The 16,318-nt window shown below is 61.3% G+C and carries 17 protein-coding genes; 5 read left to right on the forward strand and 12 right to left on the reverse strand.

From position 1 onward, the window contains the following. Nucleotides 1-73: 73 nt before the first annotated feature. The 8 genes from flgG to GJ668_RS06390 all read right to left on the reverse strand — a co-directional run bounded on the left by flgG (nt 74) and on the right by GJ668_RS06390 (nt 6,504). Nucleotides 74-865: a flagellar basal-body rod protein FlgG gene (flgG, locus tag GJ668_RS06355; protein WP_155449307.1), complete on the reverse strand. Its 792-nt coding sequence runs from the start codon at nt 863-865 to the stop codon at nt 74-76. Between the two features lie 27 nt (nt 866-892). Beyond that, nucleotides 893-1,633 carry a flagellar basal-body rod protein FlgF gene (flgF, locus tag GJ668_RS06360; protein WP_155449308.1) on the reverse strand — a complete coding sequence of 247 codons (741 nt, stop codon included), beginning with the start codon at nt 1,631-1,633 and terminating at the stop codon, nt 893-895. Between the two features lie 26 nt (nt 1,634-1,659). Further along, nucleotides 1,660-2,997, reverse strand: coding sequence for a flagellar hook protein FlgE (gene flgE, locus GJ668_RS06365; RefSeq protein ID WP_186342931.1), 1,338 nt, complete (start codon nt 2,995-2,997; stop codon nt 1,660-1,662). Nucleotides 2,998-3,036: 39 nt separating this feature from the next. Then, nucleotides 3,037-3,714, reverse strand: a complete 678-nt coding sequence (locus GJ668_RS06370; RefSeq protein WP_155449310.1) for a flagellar hook assembly protein FlgD — start codon at nt 3,712-3,714, stop codon at nt 3,037-3,039. A 38-nt stretch (nt 3,715-3,752) separates the two neighbouring features. Then, complete coding sequence (gene flgC, locus GJ668_RS06375) at nt 3,753-4,172, reverse strand: flagellar basal body rod protein FlgC (RefSeq protein ID WP_155449311.1); 420 nt, start codon at nt 4,170-4,172, stop codon at nt 3,753-3,755. A gap of 4 nt (nt 4,173-4,176) precedes the next feature. After that, nucleotides 4,177-4,584 (reverse strand): flagellar basal body rod protein FlgB, encoded by a 408-nt coding sequence (flgB, locus tag GJ668_RS06380; RefSeq protein ID WP_155449312.1) that lies wholly within the window; start codon nt 4,582-4,584, stop codon nt 4,177-4,179. Between the two features lie 163 nt (nt 4,585-4,747). Further along, entirely contained in the window at nt 4,748-5,563 is an 816-nt protein-coding gene (locus GJ668_RS06385) for a CheR family methyltransferase (RefSeq protein WP_186342923.1), read from the reverse strand. A 17-nt stretch (nt 5,564-5,580) separates the two neighbouring features. Then, a complete protein-coding gene (locus GJ668_RS06390) occupies nt 5,581-6,504 on the reverse strand; it encodes a chemotaxis protein (protein ID WP_155449313.1) in 924 nt (307 codons plus the stop codon). 183 nt (nt 6,505-6,687) lie between these two features. Between GJ668_RS06390 and flgA the strand changes: the two genes are divergently transcribed. The 5 genes from flgA to GJ668_RS06415 all read left to right on the forward strand — a co-directional run bounded on the left by flgA (nt 6,688) and on the right by GJ668_RS06415 (nt 10,191). Next, nucleotides 6,688-7,428, forward strand: a complete 741-nt coding sequence (flgA, locus tag GJ668_RS06395) for a flagellar basal body P-ring formation chaperone FlgA (RefSeq protein ID WP_155449314.1) — start codon at nt 6,688-6,690, stop codon at nt 7,426-7,428. A 106-nt stretch (nt 7,429-7,534) separates the two neighbouring features. Continuing rightward, complete coding sequence (flgM, locus tag GJ668_RS06400) at nt 7,535-7,840, forward strand: flagellar biosynthesis anti-sigma factor FlgM (protein WP_155449315.1); 306 nt, start codon at nt 7,535-7,537, stop codon at nt 7,838-7,840. After that, nucleotides 7,837-8,349, forward strand: coding sequence for a flagella synthesis protein FlgN (locus GJ668_RS06405; RefSeq protein ID WP_155449316.1), 513 nt, complete (start codon nt 7,837-7,839; stop codon nt 8,347-8,349). Before flgM ends, GJ668_RS06405 begins: the two co-directional genes overlap by 4 nt. A gap of 25 nt (nt 8,350-8,374) precedes the next feature. Further along, nucleotides 8,375-9,865 (forward strand): flagellar hook-length control protein FliK, encoded by a 1,491-nt coding sequence (locus tag GJ668_RS06410; protein ID WP_186342924.1) that lies wholly within the window; start codon nt 8,375-8,377, stop codon nt 9,863-9,865. Further along, complete coding sequence (locus GJ668_RS06415) at nt 9,862-10,191, forward strand: EscU/YscU/HrcU family type III secretion system export apparatus switch protein (RefSeq protein ID WP_186342925.1); 330 nt, start codon at nt 9,862-9,864, stop codon at nt 10,189-10,191. Before GJ668_RS06410 ends, GJ668_RS06415 begins: the two co-directional genes overlap by 4 nt. An 18-nt stretch (nt 10,192-10,209) precedes the next feature. Here the strand turns inward: GJ668_RS06415 and murI are convergent, their stop codons facing one another. The 4 genes from murI to GJ668_RS06435 form a co-directional block, all read right to left on the reverse strand. Beyond that, nucleotides 10,210-11,058: a glutamate racemase gene (gene murI / locus GJ668_RS06420; protein ID WP_155449318.1), complete on the reverse strand. Its 849-nt coding sequence runs from the start codon at nt 11,056-11,058 to the stop codon at nt 10,210-10,212. Between the two features lie 111 nt (nt 11,059-11,169). Further along, entirely contained in the window at nt 11,170-12,486 is a 1,317-nt protein-coding gene (locus tag GJ668_RS06425; RefSeq protein WP_155449319.1) for a homoserine dehydrogenase, read from the reverse strand. 38 nt (nt 12,487-12,524) lie between these two features. Next, entirely contained in the window at nt 12,525-13,727 is a 1,203-nt protein-coding gene (alaC, locus tag GJ668_RS06430; RefSeq protein WP_186342926.1) for an alanine transaminase, read from the reverse strand. Nucleotides 13,728-13,801: 74 nt separating this feature from the next. Further along, nucleotides 13,802-16,312, reverse strand: a complete 2,511-nt coding sequence (locus GJ668_RS06435) for a penicillin-binding protein 1A (RefSeq protein WP_155449320.1) — start codon at nt 16,310-16,312, stop codon at nt 13,802-13,804. Nucleotides 16,313-16,318: the final 6 nt, after the last annotated feature.

Genomic DNA, 16,318 nt, shown 5'->3' on the forward strand with positions numbered 1-16,318 from the left:
GCCGCGTTGGCGATCCGAATGCTTCGCGCATAGGTGATTTTATAAAAGCATGAATCAGGCCAAAAAATACTGATCAACGCGCCAGATTATTGTTGACGAACTGGAGCATCGCATCGGCGGCGGCGATGGCCTTGGAGTTGACCTCATAGGCCCGCTGGGTCTCGATCATGTTGACCAGTTCCTCGGCCATATTGACGTTACTGGTCTCCAGCGAGCACTGCACCAGCCCCCCGAAGCCGTTCTCGCCTGGATTGGACTGCTGAGGCGCTCCAGAGGCCGTCGTTTCGCGAAAGAGATTCTCGCCGACCGGTTGCAGGCCGGCCGGATTGACGAAGTTGGCGAGCTGGATCTGGCCCAGTTCAACCGCGTCGACCTGATCCGGCAGCTTGACCGTGACGGTGCCATCCTTACCGATCGTGATTTTTTCGGCGTTTTCCGGCACGACGAGGCCGGGCTGCAGGGCATCGCCATTGGACATCACCACCTCGCCATTGGCATTGAGCTGAAAGCTCCCATCACGGGTGTAACCGATCTCGCCACCCGGCATCAGGATCTGAAAAAAGCCTTGACCCTGGATAGCGATGTCGAGCGAATTGCCTGTCTCGACGAAGTTACCCTGCGCGAACAGCTTTTGCGTCGCCACGGTGCGTACACCCGTGCCGATCGTCAAGCCCGAGGGGAGCTGTGTCTCTTGGGTGGCCTGGGCGCCATGCTGGCGGCAACTGTGATAGATCAGATCCTCGAAGACGGCGCGTCCCCTCTTGAAGCCCGTGGTATTGACGTTGGCCAGGTTGTTGGACACCACGGACATTCGGGTCTGCTGGGCGTCGAGTCCGGTCTTAGCGATCCAAAGCGCTTGGTTCATGATCTGCTCCCAAATACTCCGCCAGGTTTAACTGACCGCCAGTAGGCGGTTGTGGTTTTTTTCGTTGCTGCTGGCGGTCTCCATCATCTTGATCTGAGTCTCGAAGGTGCGCGACAGCTCGATCATGCGCGTCAGAGACGCCACGGTATTGACGTTGCTGGTCTCCAACATGCCGCTGACGACCCGCACACTGGCATCAGGCACCGCCGCCTCTCCATCTTGAGCACGGATCAGGCCATCTTCGCCACGGAGCAGATTCTGGGTATCCGGTTTGACCAAGCGCAGCCGATCGACGGCCGCCAGTGCGTTGGGCGCGGCGCCTGCCGGGCGGATGGTGATGGTGCCATCCGTGCCGATGCTCAGGCTCTCGTACTCCGGGATCGTGATCGGGCCACCGTCGCCGAGCACCGCGAGTCCGCGCGCATCGCGCAGCACGCCCGTAGCGTCGACCTGTAGATTACCGGCCCGGGTGTAGGCTTCGCCGCCATCCTCGGTCTGGACCACCAGAAACCCTTCGTCCTGGATGGCGACGTCGAGATCCCGCCCCGTGGCCTGGAGTGTGCCGGGGCAGAAGTCGATGACCTGATTGCCGACCTGCACATAGTCGCGCGAGTCGTAGACTGGACCACGCACCGGTGCGGTGTAGGCGTAGGCCAGGGCCTGGCGAAAGCCGGTCGTGTTGGCGTTGGCCAGGTTGTGGTTGTTGATCGACTGCGCATAGGCCGTCTCCTTGGCGCCGGACATCGAGAGATAGAGAAAGCGGTCCATGGTTCAGCCTCCGCGCGATCGAGACCTCAACGGATGTTGAGGATGGTCTGAGTCATCTGATCAGCTGTCGAGATGGTCTTGGCGTTCGCTTCATACGCGCGCTGTGCCGTGATCATGTTGACCAACTCTTCGGTCAGGTCGACGTTCGAGCTTTCGAGCGCGCAGCACTGGACGCTTCCCAGTCGACCATCTCCAGCTCCGCCGTAGACGGGATCTCCAGCACCATAGCTTAACGCCCAGTTGTTATCACCAATTTGCTGCAAGCCTTGAGGATTTTTGAAGTTGGCCATGGCGACTTGGCCAAGGATGAACGACTGACCGTTCGAATAACGAGAAAACACGATGCCTTCGGCATCTACATCAAAACCACTCAACGTCCCGGATGAGTAACCATTTTGCGTCAAATCAATGACAGAGTTCTTAGATGATGAATACTGAGTTGCATTGTCCAATGTAATCGAAGAAACCAATGCATCAGCGCCATTGTCAGTGAATGCCGGCATATTTATTGGTATCACTGCCGCTGGATCAGGAACCGTAGCGCCATTAACCGTATCGATCGTACCATCAGCTTTGAAAACCACTTCAATAGGCCCGCCAGTTCCTGTTGCATCAATCATCAATGGTGGATCCGGGGGCGTCACATTATTTGCATCATACATTCCAACATTGACATCCCAGGTCAGAGCTCCTGTTTTCACGAAATACATGGTGACATCACGTGGCGAACCAAGCGAATCATAGACTTGATACGTTGTAGACCAGTTGTAAGAATTCGGATCTGGAGTTGTCTCAGGAAGTGCAGCAGGCCATGCAAACGCAGGCCCGCCGACAGCGGTAATCACATCTTCATCCGCATTCAAATTAAAATTGATGTCGACTTCGGTCGTGGATTTGGCGCCCATATTATCCAAAGGCAGCTGCAAATCAGTGAGATTGCCTGAGTCAAAATCAGCGATATCGCTATTCGGTATTTTTGGAGGATAGACCTGCAGTCGCTTCCCTGCCGAGCTAACGACATAGCCATCCCGATCGACTTGAAAAGTACCATTACGCGTGTAAACCATCTCGTTCTGCCCAACGTCGTTGCGCAAAACAAAAAAACCCTCGCCATTGATAGCCATATCCAATGTGTTATCGGTCAATTCGAGACTGCCCTGAGAAAACTGCTGGGTCACCGCCGCCAAGCGAACACCGACAGCCGAGTTATTAGCACAGGTGCCAAAAGAAGAGGCATAGATATCAGCAAATTCAGCGCGTGACTTCTTGAAGCCGATCGTCGATGAATTGGCGATATTGTTGCCGGTGACTTCGAGATCTTTTGCTGCTGCATTCAAGCCACTCAATCCGATACTAAACATGATGTCATCTCCTGGCTGAAATCTGAAGAAGGTCTGTGCCCACTAGCTGACACGAAGAACATCTGAGAATGTAGTGTTACCGATCCCCTGAACGTTGAGCATGAGTCCGGCGCCCGTGCTCTCGGCTGATACGCTCTTGACTTGACCATTGAGATAGGTCGTCAGTGCTTCGGTCATGCCGTTGGTTTGAGCGGTGACTTTGAATTCGTAGTTGCCGGCGGGAGCTACAGAACCATCCTCTAGCGTGCCATCCCAATCGAATTCCTGAAGACCCGCGCTCAATGCCCCTAAATCCAGGGTACGGACCACTTGACCGCTGGCGTCATAGATATCGGCCCTGGCCTGAGTCGCGGACGTAGATAGCTCCACCGCACCGCTTGCACCCTGCCCTTCGGAAAGCTCCATCTTGCTCGACGGTACTAATACGCTCTTCCCAACCAGGGTCGCGGCTTCCAGGGCTTGACCTTGCAACAGTGTCTGTGACAAAGACTCGAACGAACTCGTCAGCTCCTCAATTCCGGTCAAGGTCGAGAATTGCGCCATCTGCGCGACAAAATCCTCGTTTTCGACCGGATTGGTCGGATCCTGGGTCGTCAGCTGCGTGGTCAGCAGCCTGAGAAAATCTTCTTGTCCAAGCTCGTCGTCACCTTGCGTGGTCGAAGCTGGAGAATAGGCATTCAGGCCTAGCCCATTCAAATATTCAGTGCTCAGTTCAGCCATGATGTTGGCTCCTAAATAGCATACATATCAACGAAGAATCAGCCCTGACCCACTTGCAAGGTTCGCTGTAACAGGGAGCGCGTTGTCGTCAGCACCTCGACATTAGCCTCATAGCTGCGCGAGGCCGACATCATGTTGGCCATCTGCTCGACCATATTGATGGCGGGCCGAAACACATAGCCTTCTTCATTGGCATTGGGGTGATTGGGTTCATAGGTCGGAATCGGCTCGCATTCGTCATCGACGATGCCTGCAACTCGCACTGGCATGGCTACGCCATTGGGATCTTCCTGATCGATCACGGTCTGAAAAAGTACTTCTTTGGCGCGATAGGTATCCTCGGGTGTCGAGGCAGTGGTGGCGGCATTCGCCATGTTGGAGGCGACGGTATTGAGCCGCACGGATTGCGCCGTCAGCGCCGAAGCCGAAGTATTGAAGATACGAAACAAATCGCTCATGACATCACTCCTTACGCAAAGCCTTACGCAGACCCGCGACGCGACGATCGAGGAATTCGAGCGTGCTCTGATAATGCGTGGTATTTTCGGCGAAGGCCGCGCGTTCGAGCTGAGGATCGACCGTATTGCCATCGAGCGAGGGCTGCGACGGAATGCGATAGAGCAGATCCGGCTCCAGCGCCTTGGATTTATCGATCTCGTTCGTCAAATGATTGGCGCGCGTCGTCGCCAGCTTCATCCGATTGCCCATCCCCTCGACCTCGGCCAGTACTTCGGTGAAATGGAAATCGCGCGATTTATAGTCCGGTGTATCGGCGTTAGCGAGATTGGAGGCCAGCAGCTCGGCACGACGCGCTTTGATCAGCACCGCCGACGGCAGGACTCCAAAGGCTTTGTCGAGCGAGAGACTCATGGTGCTGGCATCCGCGACTAAGGGCTGCCTGCTGAGATGCAACTGACATGCCAGCCGCTTAAATCACATAGACGCCCGACCCGAACCTGATCCGGTCGAGCCATGGGCCATCAAGCGGTGGTGCTGGCAGAGGCCGAGCCTCTGACGTGCTCGGCGCGAGGCGCTACGAACGACGCCGTAGCAGGCTGCCTTGCGGGGTACGGACGATCTCGAAGGCGTCGGTGTAGGAGCTGACCGACTCCGAAGCGCCGACGAACAGATAACCACCCGGATTCATCTGCCGGGCCAGGCCGTCAAAAATCTGACGTTTGGTTTCAGCCGAAAAATAGATCAGAACATTGCGGCAAAAGATGACATCGAACTTGCCGAGCATGGCGTAGGAATCGATCAGATTGAGTTTCTGAAAGCGCACGCGACGCTGGATCTCAGGCTTGATGCGATGGCCGTTCTCGATCGTGTCGAAGTATTTCTGACGCCGCTCGGGCGTCAGGCCGCGCACGATACTCAGACCATCGTAGACGCCTGACCGAGCCTCGGCGAGCACGCTCTCAGACAGATCGGTCGCCAGAATACTGACGGGCGTGGACTTGGGTGGAAAGCTCGCCTCCCACTCAGAAATCACCATGGCGATGCTGTAGGGTTCCTGGCCGCTGGAGCAGGCCGCCGACCAGATCCGGACCGGTTTCTTGCGCGCGTCCAACTCCGGCAGCAAGACCTGGCGCAGGATCTCGAAGGGATAGACGTCGCGAAACCAGGAGGTTTCATTGGTCGTCATGGCATCGATAACGCGCGACTTGAGCGTCGGATTGCCCGACTGGCGCAGCGCTCGCAACAGATCCTCAACCTTGTGGTAGCCGAACTCGCTGAGCAGACGTGACAGACGACTGGAGACGAGATACTGACGGTTCTCGCCTAACACCAGGCCACAGCACTCCGAGAGAAACCGAGCGAACTCGGCGTAATCCTGCGCGTCAATCACGAATGAACCCCATCATATCAGTCATGCCGCGCATATTTGAGCACGGTTGACGCCAGTTCGTCCGGATCGAATTTGGCCAGAAAATCATCAGCTCCAGCCCGCTTGACCATATCGACATTGAATTGACCGCTCAGCGAGGAATGTAGAATCACACATAGATGCTTGAGTTTGGCATTTTCGCGGATCTTGCGCGTCAAGGTATAGCCGTCCATGCGCGGCATCTCGATATCGGCGATCACCATCTCGATGGAGGAATCGACCATGTCGGCAGTCGCCAGTTCTTCCAGATACTCTAGCGCCGCCTTGCCGTCGGAGCGGCTCTCGGTGCGAAAGCCCAGCTCCGTGATGGAACGCTCGATCTGCTTGCGCGCCACCAGCGAGTCGTCGACGACCAGGATGCGCCGGTCGTGTGGAAGCTCTTCGGCCTGGGTGCGCACCGCATCTGAGACATCCGTCGGGAGATTGTTGATCTGGGCAAAGACGCGCTCGACATCGATGATTTCGACCAAACGGCTATCGACTTCGGTGACCGCGACCAGATAGCTCTCACGCTCGGTGCCGCGCGGCGGCGGTTTGACCGTCTCCCAGTTGACATTGACGATGCGGTCGACCGCCGATACCCAAAAGCCCTGCACCGAACGGTTGAACTCAGTCACGATCACCTTGGCGTCGTTGTCCTGATCGACCGGCAGCGGCTCGAAGCCGATGGCGCGCGCCAGATCGATCACCGAGACGGTGCGTCCGCGGATATTGGCCACGCCACAGACCATCGGGCTGGAGCCTGGAAGATGTCTCAGGGTCGGCTTGGCGATGACTTCGCGGACCTTGAACACATTGATGCCGAACATCTGCCGACTGCCCAGATAGAACAGCAGCAACTCCATGCGGTTTTGCCCGACCAGACGGGTCCGCTGATCTACATCGGCGATAAACTGACTCATCTCACCCACACCCTCTTGATGTCATCGGTAAAGGCCCGGCACGCAAGCACCGGTGGCCAGTGTAGCAGTCGCACGCCGATTCGAGGCACTCGGCATCGACCATTCGTCCGCTGAAGGTGCGGCTCAAAACGGCGCGTTTCATGCATGATTCTCGCCAAACCCGCCACGAGAGGAGTCCGATCGATGACACTGACAACGCCCAAGACCTCTAGGCACCGCGGCGCGCGGCCCGCGCTCGGATACGCGCTGCTGGCCCTGAGTTTGTCCCAACCAGCACTGGGGGCCGACATCGAACCCGTGGAGCGGATTCTGAATACGGCGCGCGCCTTTGCGGCCACGGCTGTCGATTCATCGTCACCCGATCAGGAAACCCACATCGAAATCGGCAAACTGGACAGCCGACTGCAACTGACACGCTGCGCACATCCGCCGACCGCTCAACTCGCCCCAGGTGCACGCACTGATGGCCATACCACCATCAATGTCCGTTGTTCCGAACCTGTGAGCTGGTCGCTGTTCGTCCCGGCCCGCATCGAGCGCCATCTCCCGGTCGTCGTCCTCGACCGACCGGTCGCCCGCGAGCAGGTCATTCGTTCCAAGGATGTCAGAATCGAGCCGCAATCCGTCTCGACCCTGACCAACGGTTATTTTACCGAGATGGACGCTGTGGTCGGAATGGCCGCACGCCGGCGCCTGATGCCCGGACAGGTGCTCACCAGCGCCCATATCACCCAGCGCCAGATCATCGAGCGCGGCCAGGAGGTGACACTGTTCTCGGCGCGTCCCGGTCTGGTGGTGCGCATGAAAGGCGTTGCTCTGGAGGATGGCGTCGAAGGCGAGCGCATCCGGGTGCGTAACAGCGCCTCGAAGCGGGTTGTTGAAGGGTATGTCGAACCTTCCGGCGCGGTGCGCGTCGCATTATGATGACCAATCTTCACCATCGAACGCCAAGGACATGAACATGTCCTATAGTTTTCCACTCAAGCGCCGATATTCATAGGCGTACCCCAATCGACTCTGGACCGAGCCCATGGATATCAAGCTTCCTATTGGAAACAACCTGCGCACCGACGGGACGGTAGCGGGGGGCAAGCCGCGTAACGCGCCCTCGTCGACCGAGCCGACCGAGACCAGGCCCAAGGGCGTGGCGGGCGAATCCGTCACACTCACCGAGACCGCTAAGACCCTGAGCGCCGCGCGTGGAGATGCCCAGGAGGCGCCCGTCAACAATACGCGCGTGGCCGATATCAAGGCGGCGCTCGCCGAGGGGCGCTATGAGATCGACAACCAGCGTCTGGCGCAACGAATGCTCGCATTCGAGGGAGCCTTCGCTTGAGCACCACGGACATGCAGACGCCGATGCCGGGTGCGAGCGATCTCACTGGACTGGTGGCCTCGCTCGACCGCGCCATCGTGGACATGCATCAACTCGCCGAGTTGATGTTCGATGAGCTGCGGGCGCTCGAATCCAGGGATCTTGATGGACTCCAGCAGGTCGTCACCGAAAAGCAGCGTCTTGTGGCCCGCCTCGAAGCCGAGACCGCTCAACAGCGGCACTGGATCGAGGCCGCCGGTTTCAGCTTCACGCCCGTAGGCATCGAGCAGTTCATCCAAGGTTTCGACCAGAACGACCAACTCAGCACACGCTGGTCGACACTGCTCGACCACACACGCCGCTGTGACCAATTGAACCGCGACAACGCCCGCTCGATCGAGCGCGACTGGCGGCGTGTCACCGTAACGCTGCGTCTGCTCAAGGGCGAGGATGCCAGCACAACGACCTATGATACACGGGGTCGGACCGCCTCCAGCGGCCAGCGCGGACGCAGCCTCAGTCAGGCGTGAAGCGCTTGGAGCGTCCGTTATTTTGATGAGCGAGCCACCGCGCCTCCCGCCGTCCGGCTCTGGCGCGAGTGTTGCCAGTGCGGCCGCGAGCGCAACGCGCGCACAGGCGTCAACGGCGGCGGCGCTCGCCGAGCGACTCCAGGTCGGGATGCAGGTCGAACTCAGACCCAGCCGCTCGATTACGCCCGAACTGATCGAAACGCAGCTACGCCCCCTGGGGAGCACGACGACCTGGAGTCAAGGCATCCAGGCACGGCTGACTTCCCCCATGCTCGCCAATTCGCTTCCAGCGCCCGCCGTCGGTGAACGTTCGGCGACAGGCGGCGCCATGCCAGCACTGCGTGCCGAGGTTGTCGCCACCAGTCCGGCACTCGTGCTGCGGCTCATCTCCACGACGGCAGACCGCTCGACGCCGATCCCGAATCAAACCGCCGTGGCCGGCTCGCGCGAATGGCTGGGGCAGCAGTTCAAACAGCACTGGCCTGAATCCCGGCCGCTCGCGGCCACACTGGACCGCATCCTGGTGCAACTGGCCAGCGCCAGCACACCCCCTATCACCAACCTCACTCACACAGATCCGACGAACGCCACGCCAATCCAGCGTGCCGTTGACAGCTTGATCGGCCAGCTCGCGACCGTGACTGAGCTGACCGACCCCGAGCAGTTGGCCGTCGCTGTCAGCCGCTCCGGACTTTGGATGGAAGCGCTCCTGGCACAAGCGGCGATCACGCCAACTCAGTCGAACGAACTGGTGCTCGATCTCAAAGCACAGTTGCTCGTGCTCGCCCAACGGCTTCGTCTCCCGGGAGCCGGAGCGCCGAGCGCGCCATCCAGTGCTCAGCCAACAGCCGGACAGCGCGTCGACTCGCCCGTACAGGCCCTCCAAACCGGCGCACAGATGGAGCGCTCCGGCGCATCCGCTGGAGCCGAGCCGAGACCGGGGGCGACGCCCGAACCGGCTGGACCAGGCACCAGCCGCGTTGCCGCGCCTGAATCGGGATCGCCTCCCACGAGCGACAACGCACCGCCGGAAGAGACGCGCACCGCTGAACAGAACAACTCGCGCACCGCGAGCCTGGCGCGCGACGTGGAAGGCATGCTCAAGCAGGTGGTGACAAAACAGCTTCAGTCGCTCGACAGCCCGGCGGGGCAGAACCAGTGGTTGCTGGAACTGCCCTTCCGGACTCCGACCGGACTTCAGGCGCTGGAAGCGGACATCCGCCGCGAACAGGCGCGGGACGGCAGCGAGCACGAGACCTGGAGCATGCGACTGCGGCTCGATCTGCCTAAGCTCGGTCCACTGAACATTCTGCTGACACTGCGCAACGAACGGCTCAATGCCAGTCTCCAGTCGGCCGATGCCGATGGCGCACAGCAAATCCGACAACACCTGAGCGAACTGCGCGCGCGTTTGGAGGCGCGGGAGATCGAAATCGCCAGTCTCCACGCCGGCCACCGGCCGCTCGATCGCCCCGTTCCACCCTTCACGGATCCACTGGTGCGTGAACAGGCGTGAGCGCGTCATCCACACCTCCCCGGCCCAAGACCACCAAGGCGGTCGCGCTGTCCTGGGACCGTCAGAACGCGCCCCGCATTACGGCCACTGGAACCGGGCTGACCGCCGAGCAGATCCTCAAGATCGCCGAGGAGCACGATATCCCGCTGCGCGCCGACCCGGTGCTGGTGGAAGCCCTGGCACAGATTCCGCTCGGTGCCGAGATCCCGCGCGCGCTTTATGTGGCCGTCGCCGAGGTGCTGGCGTTTGTGTTCATGCTGGAAGGGATCGATCCCAGACAACCGACGCTCATTCCAGCCGAGCGAAACAAACAGCAGACAGAGTGATGTGGTTGGCGGCGTGGTTCAGATCGGCTCCAGCGCCAGACCGCCATGGGATCTCGGGTCATCTCGCGTCTTCGACTCGGCCCAGTGCGCGAGCTCGACCTCGCCGGCCCAGAGCCGGGACATGAGCCCGTGCATCCTCGCCGGGTGCGCACTCGTCCAGAATCGATCACGTCCAATCCGATCCTCCGGAGCCAGCAGTTCAGCCTCGCTCAAGCGACGGTGCACCTGACGCGCCACCCCCATCCCTGAATCCAGGATGCGTACATGCGGCCCCGCCAATTCCTGGATCAAGGGGGTCAGCAGCGGATAATGCGTACAGCCCAGAACCAGAGTATCGGCCCCGCGCTCCAGCAACGGCTCCAGATAAGCGCGTAGCAACTCGCGCGTCCCCTCCCCCGCCAAGTCACCCGCCTCGACCCGCTCGACTAAGCCAGGACAGGGCTGCAACAGCACCTCGGCATTGGTTTCGAGCCGCCCAAGCAGCACCGAGAAATTGTGACTGGCCAGCGTCTGGCGCGTGGCCAGCACCGCCACCACGCCCGAGCGCGAGTGCTCGACCGCTGGTTTGACAGCCGGCTCCATGGCAATCAAGGGGACACTGTACCGCGTGCGCAACAGCCGCGCGGCAGCACCTGTCGCCGTATTGCAGGCCACCACGATCGCTTTGGCGCCGCGTTCGAGCAGAAATTCGGTGATGGCGATGGACCGCGACTCGATGAAGGCCACGGACTTGTCGCCATAGGGCGCATGGGCCGAATCGGCCACATACAGCAGATCCTCGCCCGGCAACAGACGGCGGATCTCGCGCAGCACGGTCAGTCCACCCAAGCCTGAGTCGAAGACGCCGATCGGATGATGAGAATGCATGGTTGATCGTTGAGGGCGCGATTATGCTGGCGCGATTTTCGTCAAACCGCTGGGCGATGGAGCATCGCCGGAACCGCCAGCTCGATCACGTCGACTTCTTTGCCATTGGAATCAGCCGGAGAGGCTCTCCATGCGGATGCGCACCACCGAACCCTGAACCGAGTCGAGCGCCTCGATGCGGGCGATGGCCCGGTTCATCTGACCCTCGATCACGCGATGGGTGAGCATGACCAGGGTCACCTGGGTCTCGCCCTCGGCGGGCGCCTTCTGCTTGATGGCCTCGATGCTGATGCCCTCCTCGCCCAGGATACTGGCGATGCGTGCCATGACACCAGGACGGTCGAGCGCAGTGAGACGCAGATAGTAGGAGGTCTTGATGGCCTCCATCGACAGCACCGGCGTATCGGCCAGCTCGTCGGGCTGGAAGGCCAGATGCGGCACACGATTGTTGGGATCCGTGGTCAGCGCGCGTGTCACGTCGACCAGATCCGCAACCACGGCCGAGGCGGTCGGCAGCGCGCCGGCTCCGGCCCCATAGTAGAGCGTCGGACCGACTGCATCGCCCTTGACCAGCACCGCGTTCATGACCCCATCGACATTGGCCAGCAGCCGCCGCTCGGGGATCAGGGTCGGATGCACGCGCAGCTCGATCCCGCCGGGCGAGCGGCGTGCGATGCCCAAATGCTTGATGCGATAACCGAGTTCAGCGGCATTGGCCACATCCTGGGCGTCGATGCGCGAAATACCCTCGGTGAAGCAGCGCTCGAATTGCAGCGGGATGCCGAAGGCGAGCGAGCCGAGAATCGTGAGTTTGTGGGCGGCGTCGATGCCCTCGACGTCGAAGGTCGGATCGGCCTCGGCATAGCCGAGCGCCTGGGCCTCGGCGAGCACCTCGGCGAAGTCGCGCCCCTTGTCGCGCATCTCGCTGAGGATGAAGTTGCCGGTGCCGTTGATGATGCCGGCGATCCATTCGATATGGTTGGCCGCCAGCCCCTCGCGCAGCGCCTTGATGATGGGGATGCCACCGGCGACGGCAGCCTCGAAACCGACCATGACGCCCTGTTCGCGCGCGGCGGCGAAAATCTCGTTGCCGTGCTTGGCGATCAGGGCCTTGTTGGCCGTGACGACGTGCTTGCCATTCTCGATGGCGCGCATCACCAGTTCCAGCGCCGGCGAGTAGCCGCCGATCAGCTCGACGACGATCTGAATGTCGGGATCCTCGACCAGGTCGAAGGCGTCATCGCCAATGTGACCGATCTGGTCCAGGCCCTCGATCAGCTCGGGACGATAGTCACGCGCCGCCGCGCGGGCGATCTCGATACCGCGACCGGCGCGGCGGGCGATCTCGCGTGCATTGCGCGTCAGCACCGTCACCGTGCCGCCGCCGACGGTTCCCAAGCCCAGTAGACCGATCTTCACCGGATCCATGCGATTACCTCAAAGCTGTGTCAATTCCAGGATTCGGATCAGGCGCCCGCGCGCGAGTCGCGCCGGAACATCTCCTTGATGCCGCGAATCGCCTGGCGCGTGCGGTGCTCGTTCTCGATCAGACCGAAGCGCACATGGGTGTCGCCGTACTCGCCGAAACCGATGCCCGGCGACACCGCAACCTTGGCCTCGCGCAAGAGCTTTTTGGAGAACTCCAGCGAACCCAGGTGACGGTATTGTTCGGGAATGGGCGCCCAGGCAAACATGGTCGCCTTCGGCGGTTCGATCGGCCAGCCGGCGGCGTTCAGGCCGGAGCACAGCACATCGCGCCGACTTTCGTACATGTCGCTGATCTCGCGCACGCAGTCCTGCGGTCCTTCCAGCGCGGCGATGGCCGCGATCTGGATCGGAGTGAAGGTGCCATAGTCGAGATACGACTTGATGCGCGCCAGAGCCGAGACCAGGGTGCGGTTGCCGCACATGAAGCCGACGCGCCAGCCGGGCATGTTGTAGCTCTTGGACATGGAGAAGAACTCTACCGCGATGTCCTTGGCGCCTGGGACTTGCAGGATCGAGGGTGCCTTGTAGCCGTCGAAGACGATATCCGCATAGGCGATGTCGTGCACCACCCAGATGCCATGCTCCTGAGCGATATCAACGACCTTCTGGAAGAAGTCCAGCTCCACGCATTGAGTCGTCGGATTACCGGGGAAGTTGATCACCAGCATCTTGGGCTTTGGCCAGGACTCCTGAATCGCTTTTTGCAGCTCCTCGAAGAAATCCACCTCGGGTGTCAGACGCACATGACGCACATCGGCCCCGGCGATGATGAAGCCATAGGGATGGATCGGATAGGCCGGATTGGGCACCAGCACCGTGTCGCCCGCGCTCATGGTGGCCAGCGCCAGATGCGCCAGACCTTCCTTGGAGCCGATGGTGACGATGGCCTCGATTTCAGGGTCGAGATGCACGTCGAAGCGGTCGCGGTACCAGTTGCAGATGGCGCGGCGCAGACGCGGGATGCCGCGCGAGACCGAGTAGCGGTGCGTGTCGCGGCGTGAGGCCGATTCGACCAGCTTGTCGACGATATGCTGGGGCGTACTCTGATCCGGGTTGCCCATGCCGAAATCGATGATGTCCTCACCCCGCGCTCGCGCCTCGGCCTTCAACTCATTGACGATGTTGAAGACATAGGGAGGCAACCGCTTGATGCGGTGAAAGTCTGACTCGGGGGAGACCACGGCGAAACCTCATGGGATGGTGGATGGGATGAAAGCCGTCAAGTCTACCGCCGCGATCAGTAGAAATCATCACCTCAAAATAGATCGTCCGTGACACGGGGGCCCGAGCGCTGACTCGATGGGCCTCGCTTGCGTGTCGAAGGTCCGGCGACCTTGACCGGCTCAGGACCAAGCAGGGCGTCGCGATACTCTTCCTGCACGAATTCCACGACCCCGCTCTTAGCCTTGGTCTCAACGCCGCGCGCCGGATCGACCCGCACCTCGACGAGCCCGGATGGCGGCTCCAGGGTGGCGACGGGCCGCCCCTTGAGTGCCTCTTCCATGAAATCGATCCACATCCCGATCGCCGCCCGGCCGCCCTCCTCGCCGCGACCGAGCTTGCCGAAGTCGTCGAAGCCCATCCAGGCGATGGTCACGAACTCGGCCTGATAGCCGGCGAACCAGGAGTCGCGGATGTCGTTGGTGGTGCCGGTCTTGCCGACGATGTCCGGTCGGTTGAGCTTCTTGGCACGGGTGCCGGTGCCGCGCTCAACAACTTCGCGCAGCAGCGAAGTCATCTGATAGGCCGTGCGCGGATCGATGGCAGGCTCGGCCAACCCCTGTGAGGCGAGCGCCCGGGTGGTGGCGGACGACTCTCCGGTCTTGTACCAGCAATCCGTGCAGGCACGCGCCGGTTTGGCCTCGAAGACGACCTGACCGTCGCCGTCTTCGATACGCTGGATGAAATAGGGCGTGACATGGTAGCCACCATTGGCAAAGACGGCGTACCCCTCAGCGAGCTTGACCGGAGAGAGTTCGCCCGTACCCAGCACCATGGAGAGTCCGAGCGGCAGCGCCGGTGTATCGAAACCGAAACGGCGGATGTAGTTCTGGGCCTCTTCCAGACCGACGCTCTGCAACAGATTGATGCTGGCCAGGTTGCGCGAGAGCGCCAGCGAGCGGCGCAGACTGATGGGGCCGAGTTCCCTGTGGTCGGCGTTCTTGGGGTTCCAGCGCTCAGACCCCTTGAGCTTCACGGCCTCGTCGCGCAGCAGGCTGGCCGGCGTCCAACCCTTGTCGAGTGCGGCAGCATAGACGAAAGGCTTGAAGCTGGAGCCGGGCTGGCGGCGCATGTCGACGGCGCGGTTGAACTTGGAGTCGCTGAAGGCATAGCCACCGACCAGCGCCCGGACCCCGCCGTCCAGAGGATCGAGCGCGACCAGTGCCCCTGAGACGGCCGGAATCGGGGTCAGTACCCAATCCCCCTTGGATGAGCGTCTGAGTCGCACCAGATCACCGACCGCGACGGCGTTCGGACCACGCCGCCGTTCGCCGCGCCAGCGGGCCAGATTGCGCTGGGTGCGCGCCCAACTGAGCGCCGTGCGCGGGAGTTCGACCCGCTCGCCGTGCCCGAGATAGATCTCGGCGCCGCTCGAGGAGACACGGGTGACGAGTCCGGCCACGAGTCCTGGAACGCGCACGACCTCGTCCAGAGCGTCGTCCAGCTCGGACTCGGTCAGTCCAGCGATGTCGAGCGTGGCTTCCGGGCCGCGATAGCCATGACGGCGATCGTACTGGCGCAGTGCAGTGCGCACGGCCTCCTGCGCGGCGATCTGGAGACGCGGTTCGAGTGTGGTAGTCACGCGGTAGCCGCGACTGATGGCCTCCTCGCCATAAAAACGCACGATCTCAGCCCGCGCCATCTCGGCGACATAGCCGGCTTCCAGATCAGGCAGACGCCAGTGCGCGCGCGCCATGTCGGGCGTGGCGATCGCGGTGGCATGCTGCCCGGCGTCGATATAGCCGAGTTCGAGCATGCGCCCGAGGATATAGTCGCGCCGCTCAAGTGCGCGCGCCGGATTGGTGATGGGATTATTGGCCGAGGGCGCCTTGGGAATACCGGCCAGCATGGCCGCCTCGGCGACCGTGAGCTGATCGAGCGGCTTGTCATAGTAGAGCGCGGCGGCGGCCGAGATGCCATAGGCACGATGCCCGAAGAAGATCTGATTGAGATAGAGTTCGAGGATCTCCTCCTTGGTCAGGGCCTGCTCGACATGCAGGGTCAGCAGCACCTCGGCGAGCTTGCGCTGAAAGGTCTTTTCGGGCGAGAGAAAGAAATTGCGCGTGAGCTGCATACTGATGGTGCTGCCGCCCTGGGACTTCTCGCCCGTTGTGGCGTAACTCAGGAGCGCGCGCCCCAGACCCTGAGTATCGATGCCGCGATGCTCGAAGAACCGGCTGTCCTCGGTCGCGAGGAAGGCCTGGATCACCAGCGGTGGGATCTGACGGATCGAGACCGGACGGCGCCGTTCGATGCCGAACTCGCCGATCAGGAGTCCATCGGCACTGTAGACCCGCAAGGGTTGCTGGAACTGGACGTCGCGCAATGTCTCGACGTCCGGCAGATCAGGAAGCGTCACACCGACGAAGATGGCCGCGCCCGCCAGACCCAGTGTTAGTACCTGCAGTGGAGCGCCGAGACCCGAACCGACGAAATGCAGAAACCAACGGGTCACCGAGCGCGATCCTGGACGCGCGCCCTCGCCCTTCACCGGCTCGGGTGGCGGCCGATCGGGCGCGTTCGTGTTGACGGCGTTTTTACTCATGTCCAA

The sequence above is a fragment of the Allochromatium palmeri genome (assembly GCF_009720725.1).
Lineage (GTDB): Bacteria > Pseudomonadota > Gammaproteobacteria > Chromatiales > Chromatiaceae > Thermochromatium > Thermochromatium palmeri.

Coding starts and splice junctions, on each gene's coding strand:
- flgG (WP_155449307.1), bottom strand. CDS start 865: ATGAACCAAGCGCTTTGGATCGCTAAGACCGGACTCGACGCCCAGCAG.
- flgF (WP_155449308.1), bottom strand. CDS start 1,633: ATGGACCGCTTTCTCTATCTCTCGATGTCCGGCGCCAAGGAGACGGCC.
- GJ668_RS06370 (WP_155449310.1), bottom strand. CDS start 3,714: ATGGCTGAACTGAGCACTGAATATTTGAATGGGCTAGGCCTGAATGCC.
- flgC (WP_155449311.1), bottom strand. CDS start 4,172: ATGAGCGATTTGTTTCGTATCTTCAATACTTCGGCTTCGGCGCTGACG.
- flgB (WP_155449312.1), bottom strand. CDS start 4,584: ATGAGTCTCTCGCTCGACAAAGCCTTTGGAGTCCTGCCGTCGGCGGTG.
- GJ668_RS06390 (WP_155449313.1), bottom strand. CDS start 6,504: ATGAGTCAGTTTATCGCCGATGTAGATCAGCGGACCCGTCTGGTCGGG.
- flgA (WP_155449314.1), top strand. CDS start 6,688: ATGACACTGACAACGCCCAAGACCTCTAGGCACCGCGGCGCGCGGCCC.
- flgM (WP_155449315.1), top strand. CDS start 7,535: ATGGATATCAAGCTTCCTATTGGAAACAACCTGCGCACCGACGGGACG.
- GJ668_RS06410 (WP_186342924.1), top strand. CDS start 8,375: ATGAGCGAGCCACCGCGCCTCCCGCCGTCCGGCTCTGGCGCGAGTGTT.
- murI (WP_155449318.1), bottom strand. CDS start 11,058: ATGCATTCTCATCATCCGATCGGCGTCTTCGACTCAGGCTTGGGTGGA.
- GJ668_RS06425 (WP_155449319.1), bottom strand. CDS start 12,486: ATGGATCCGGTGAAGATCGGTCTACTGGGCTTGGGAACCGTCGGCGGC.
- GJ668_RS06435 (WP_155449320.1), bottom strand. CDS start 16,312: ATGAGTAAAAACGCCGTCAACACGAACGCGCCCGATCGGCCGCCACCC.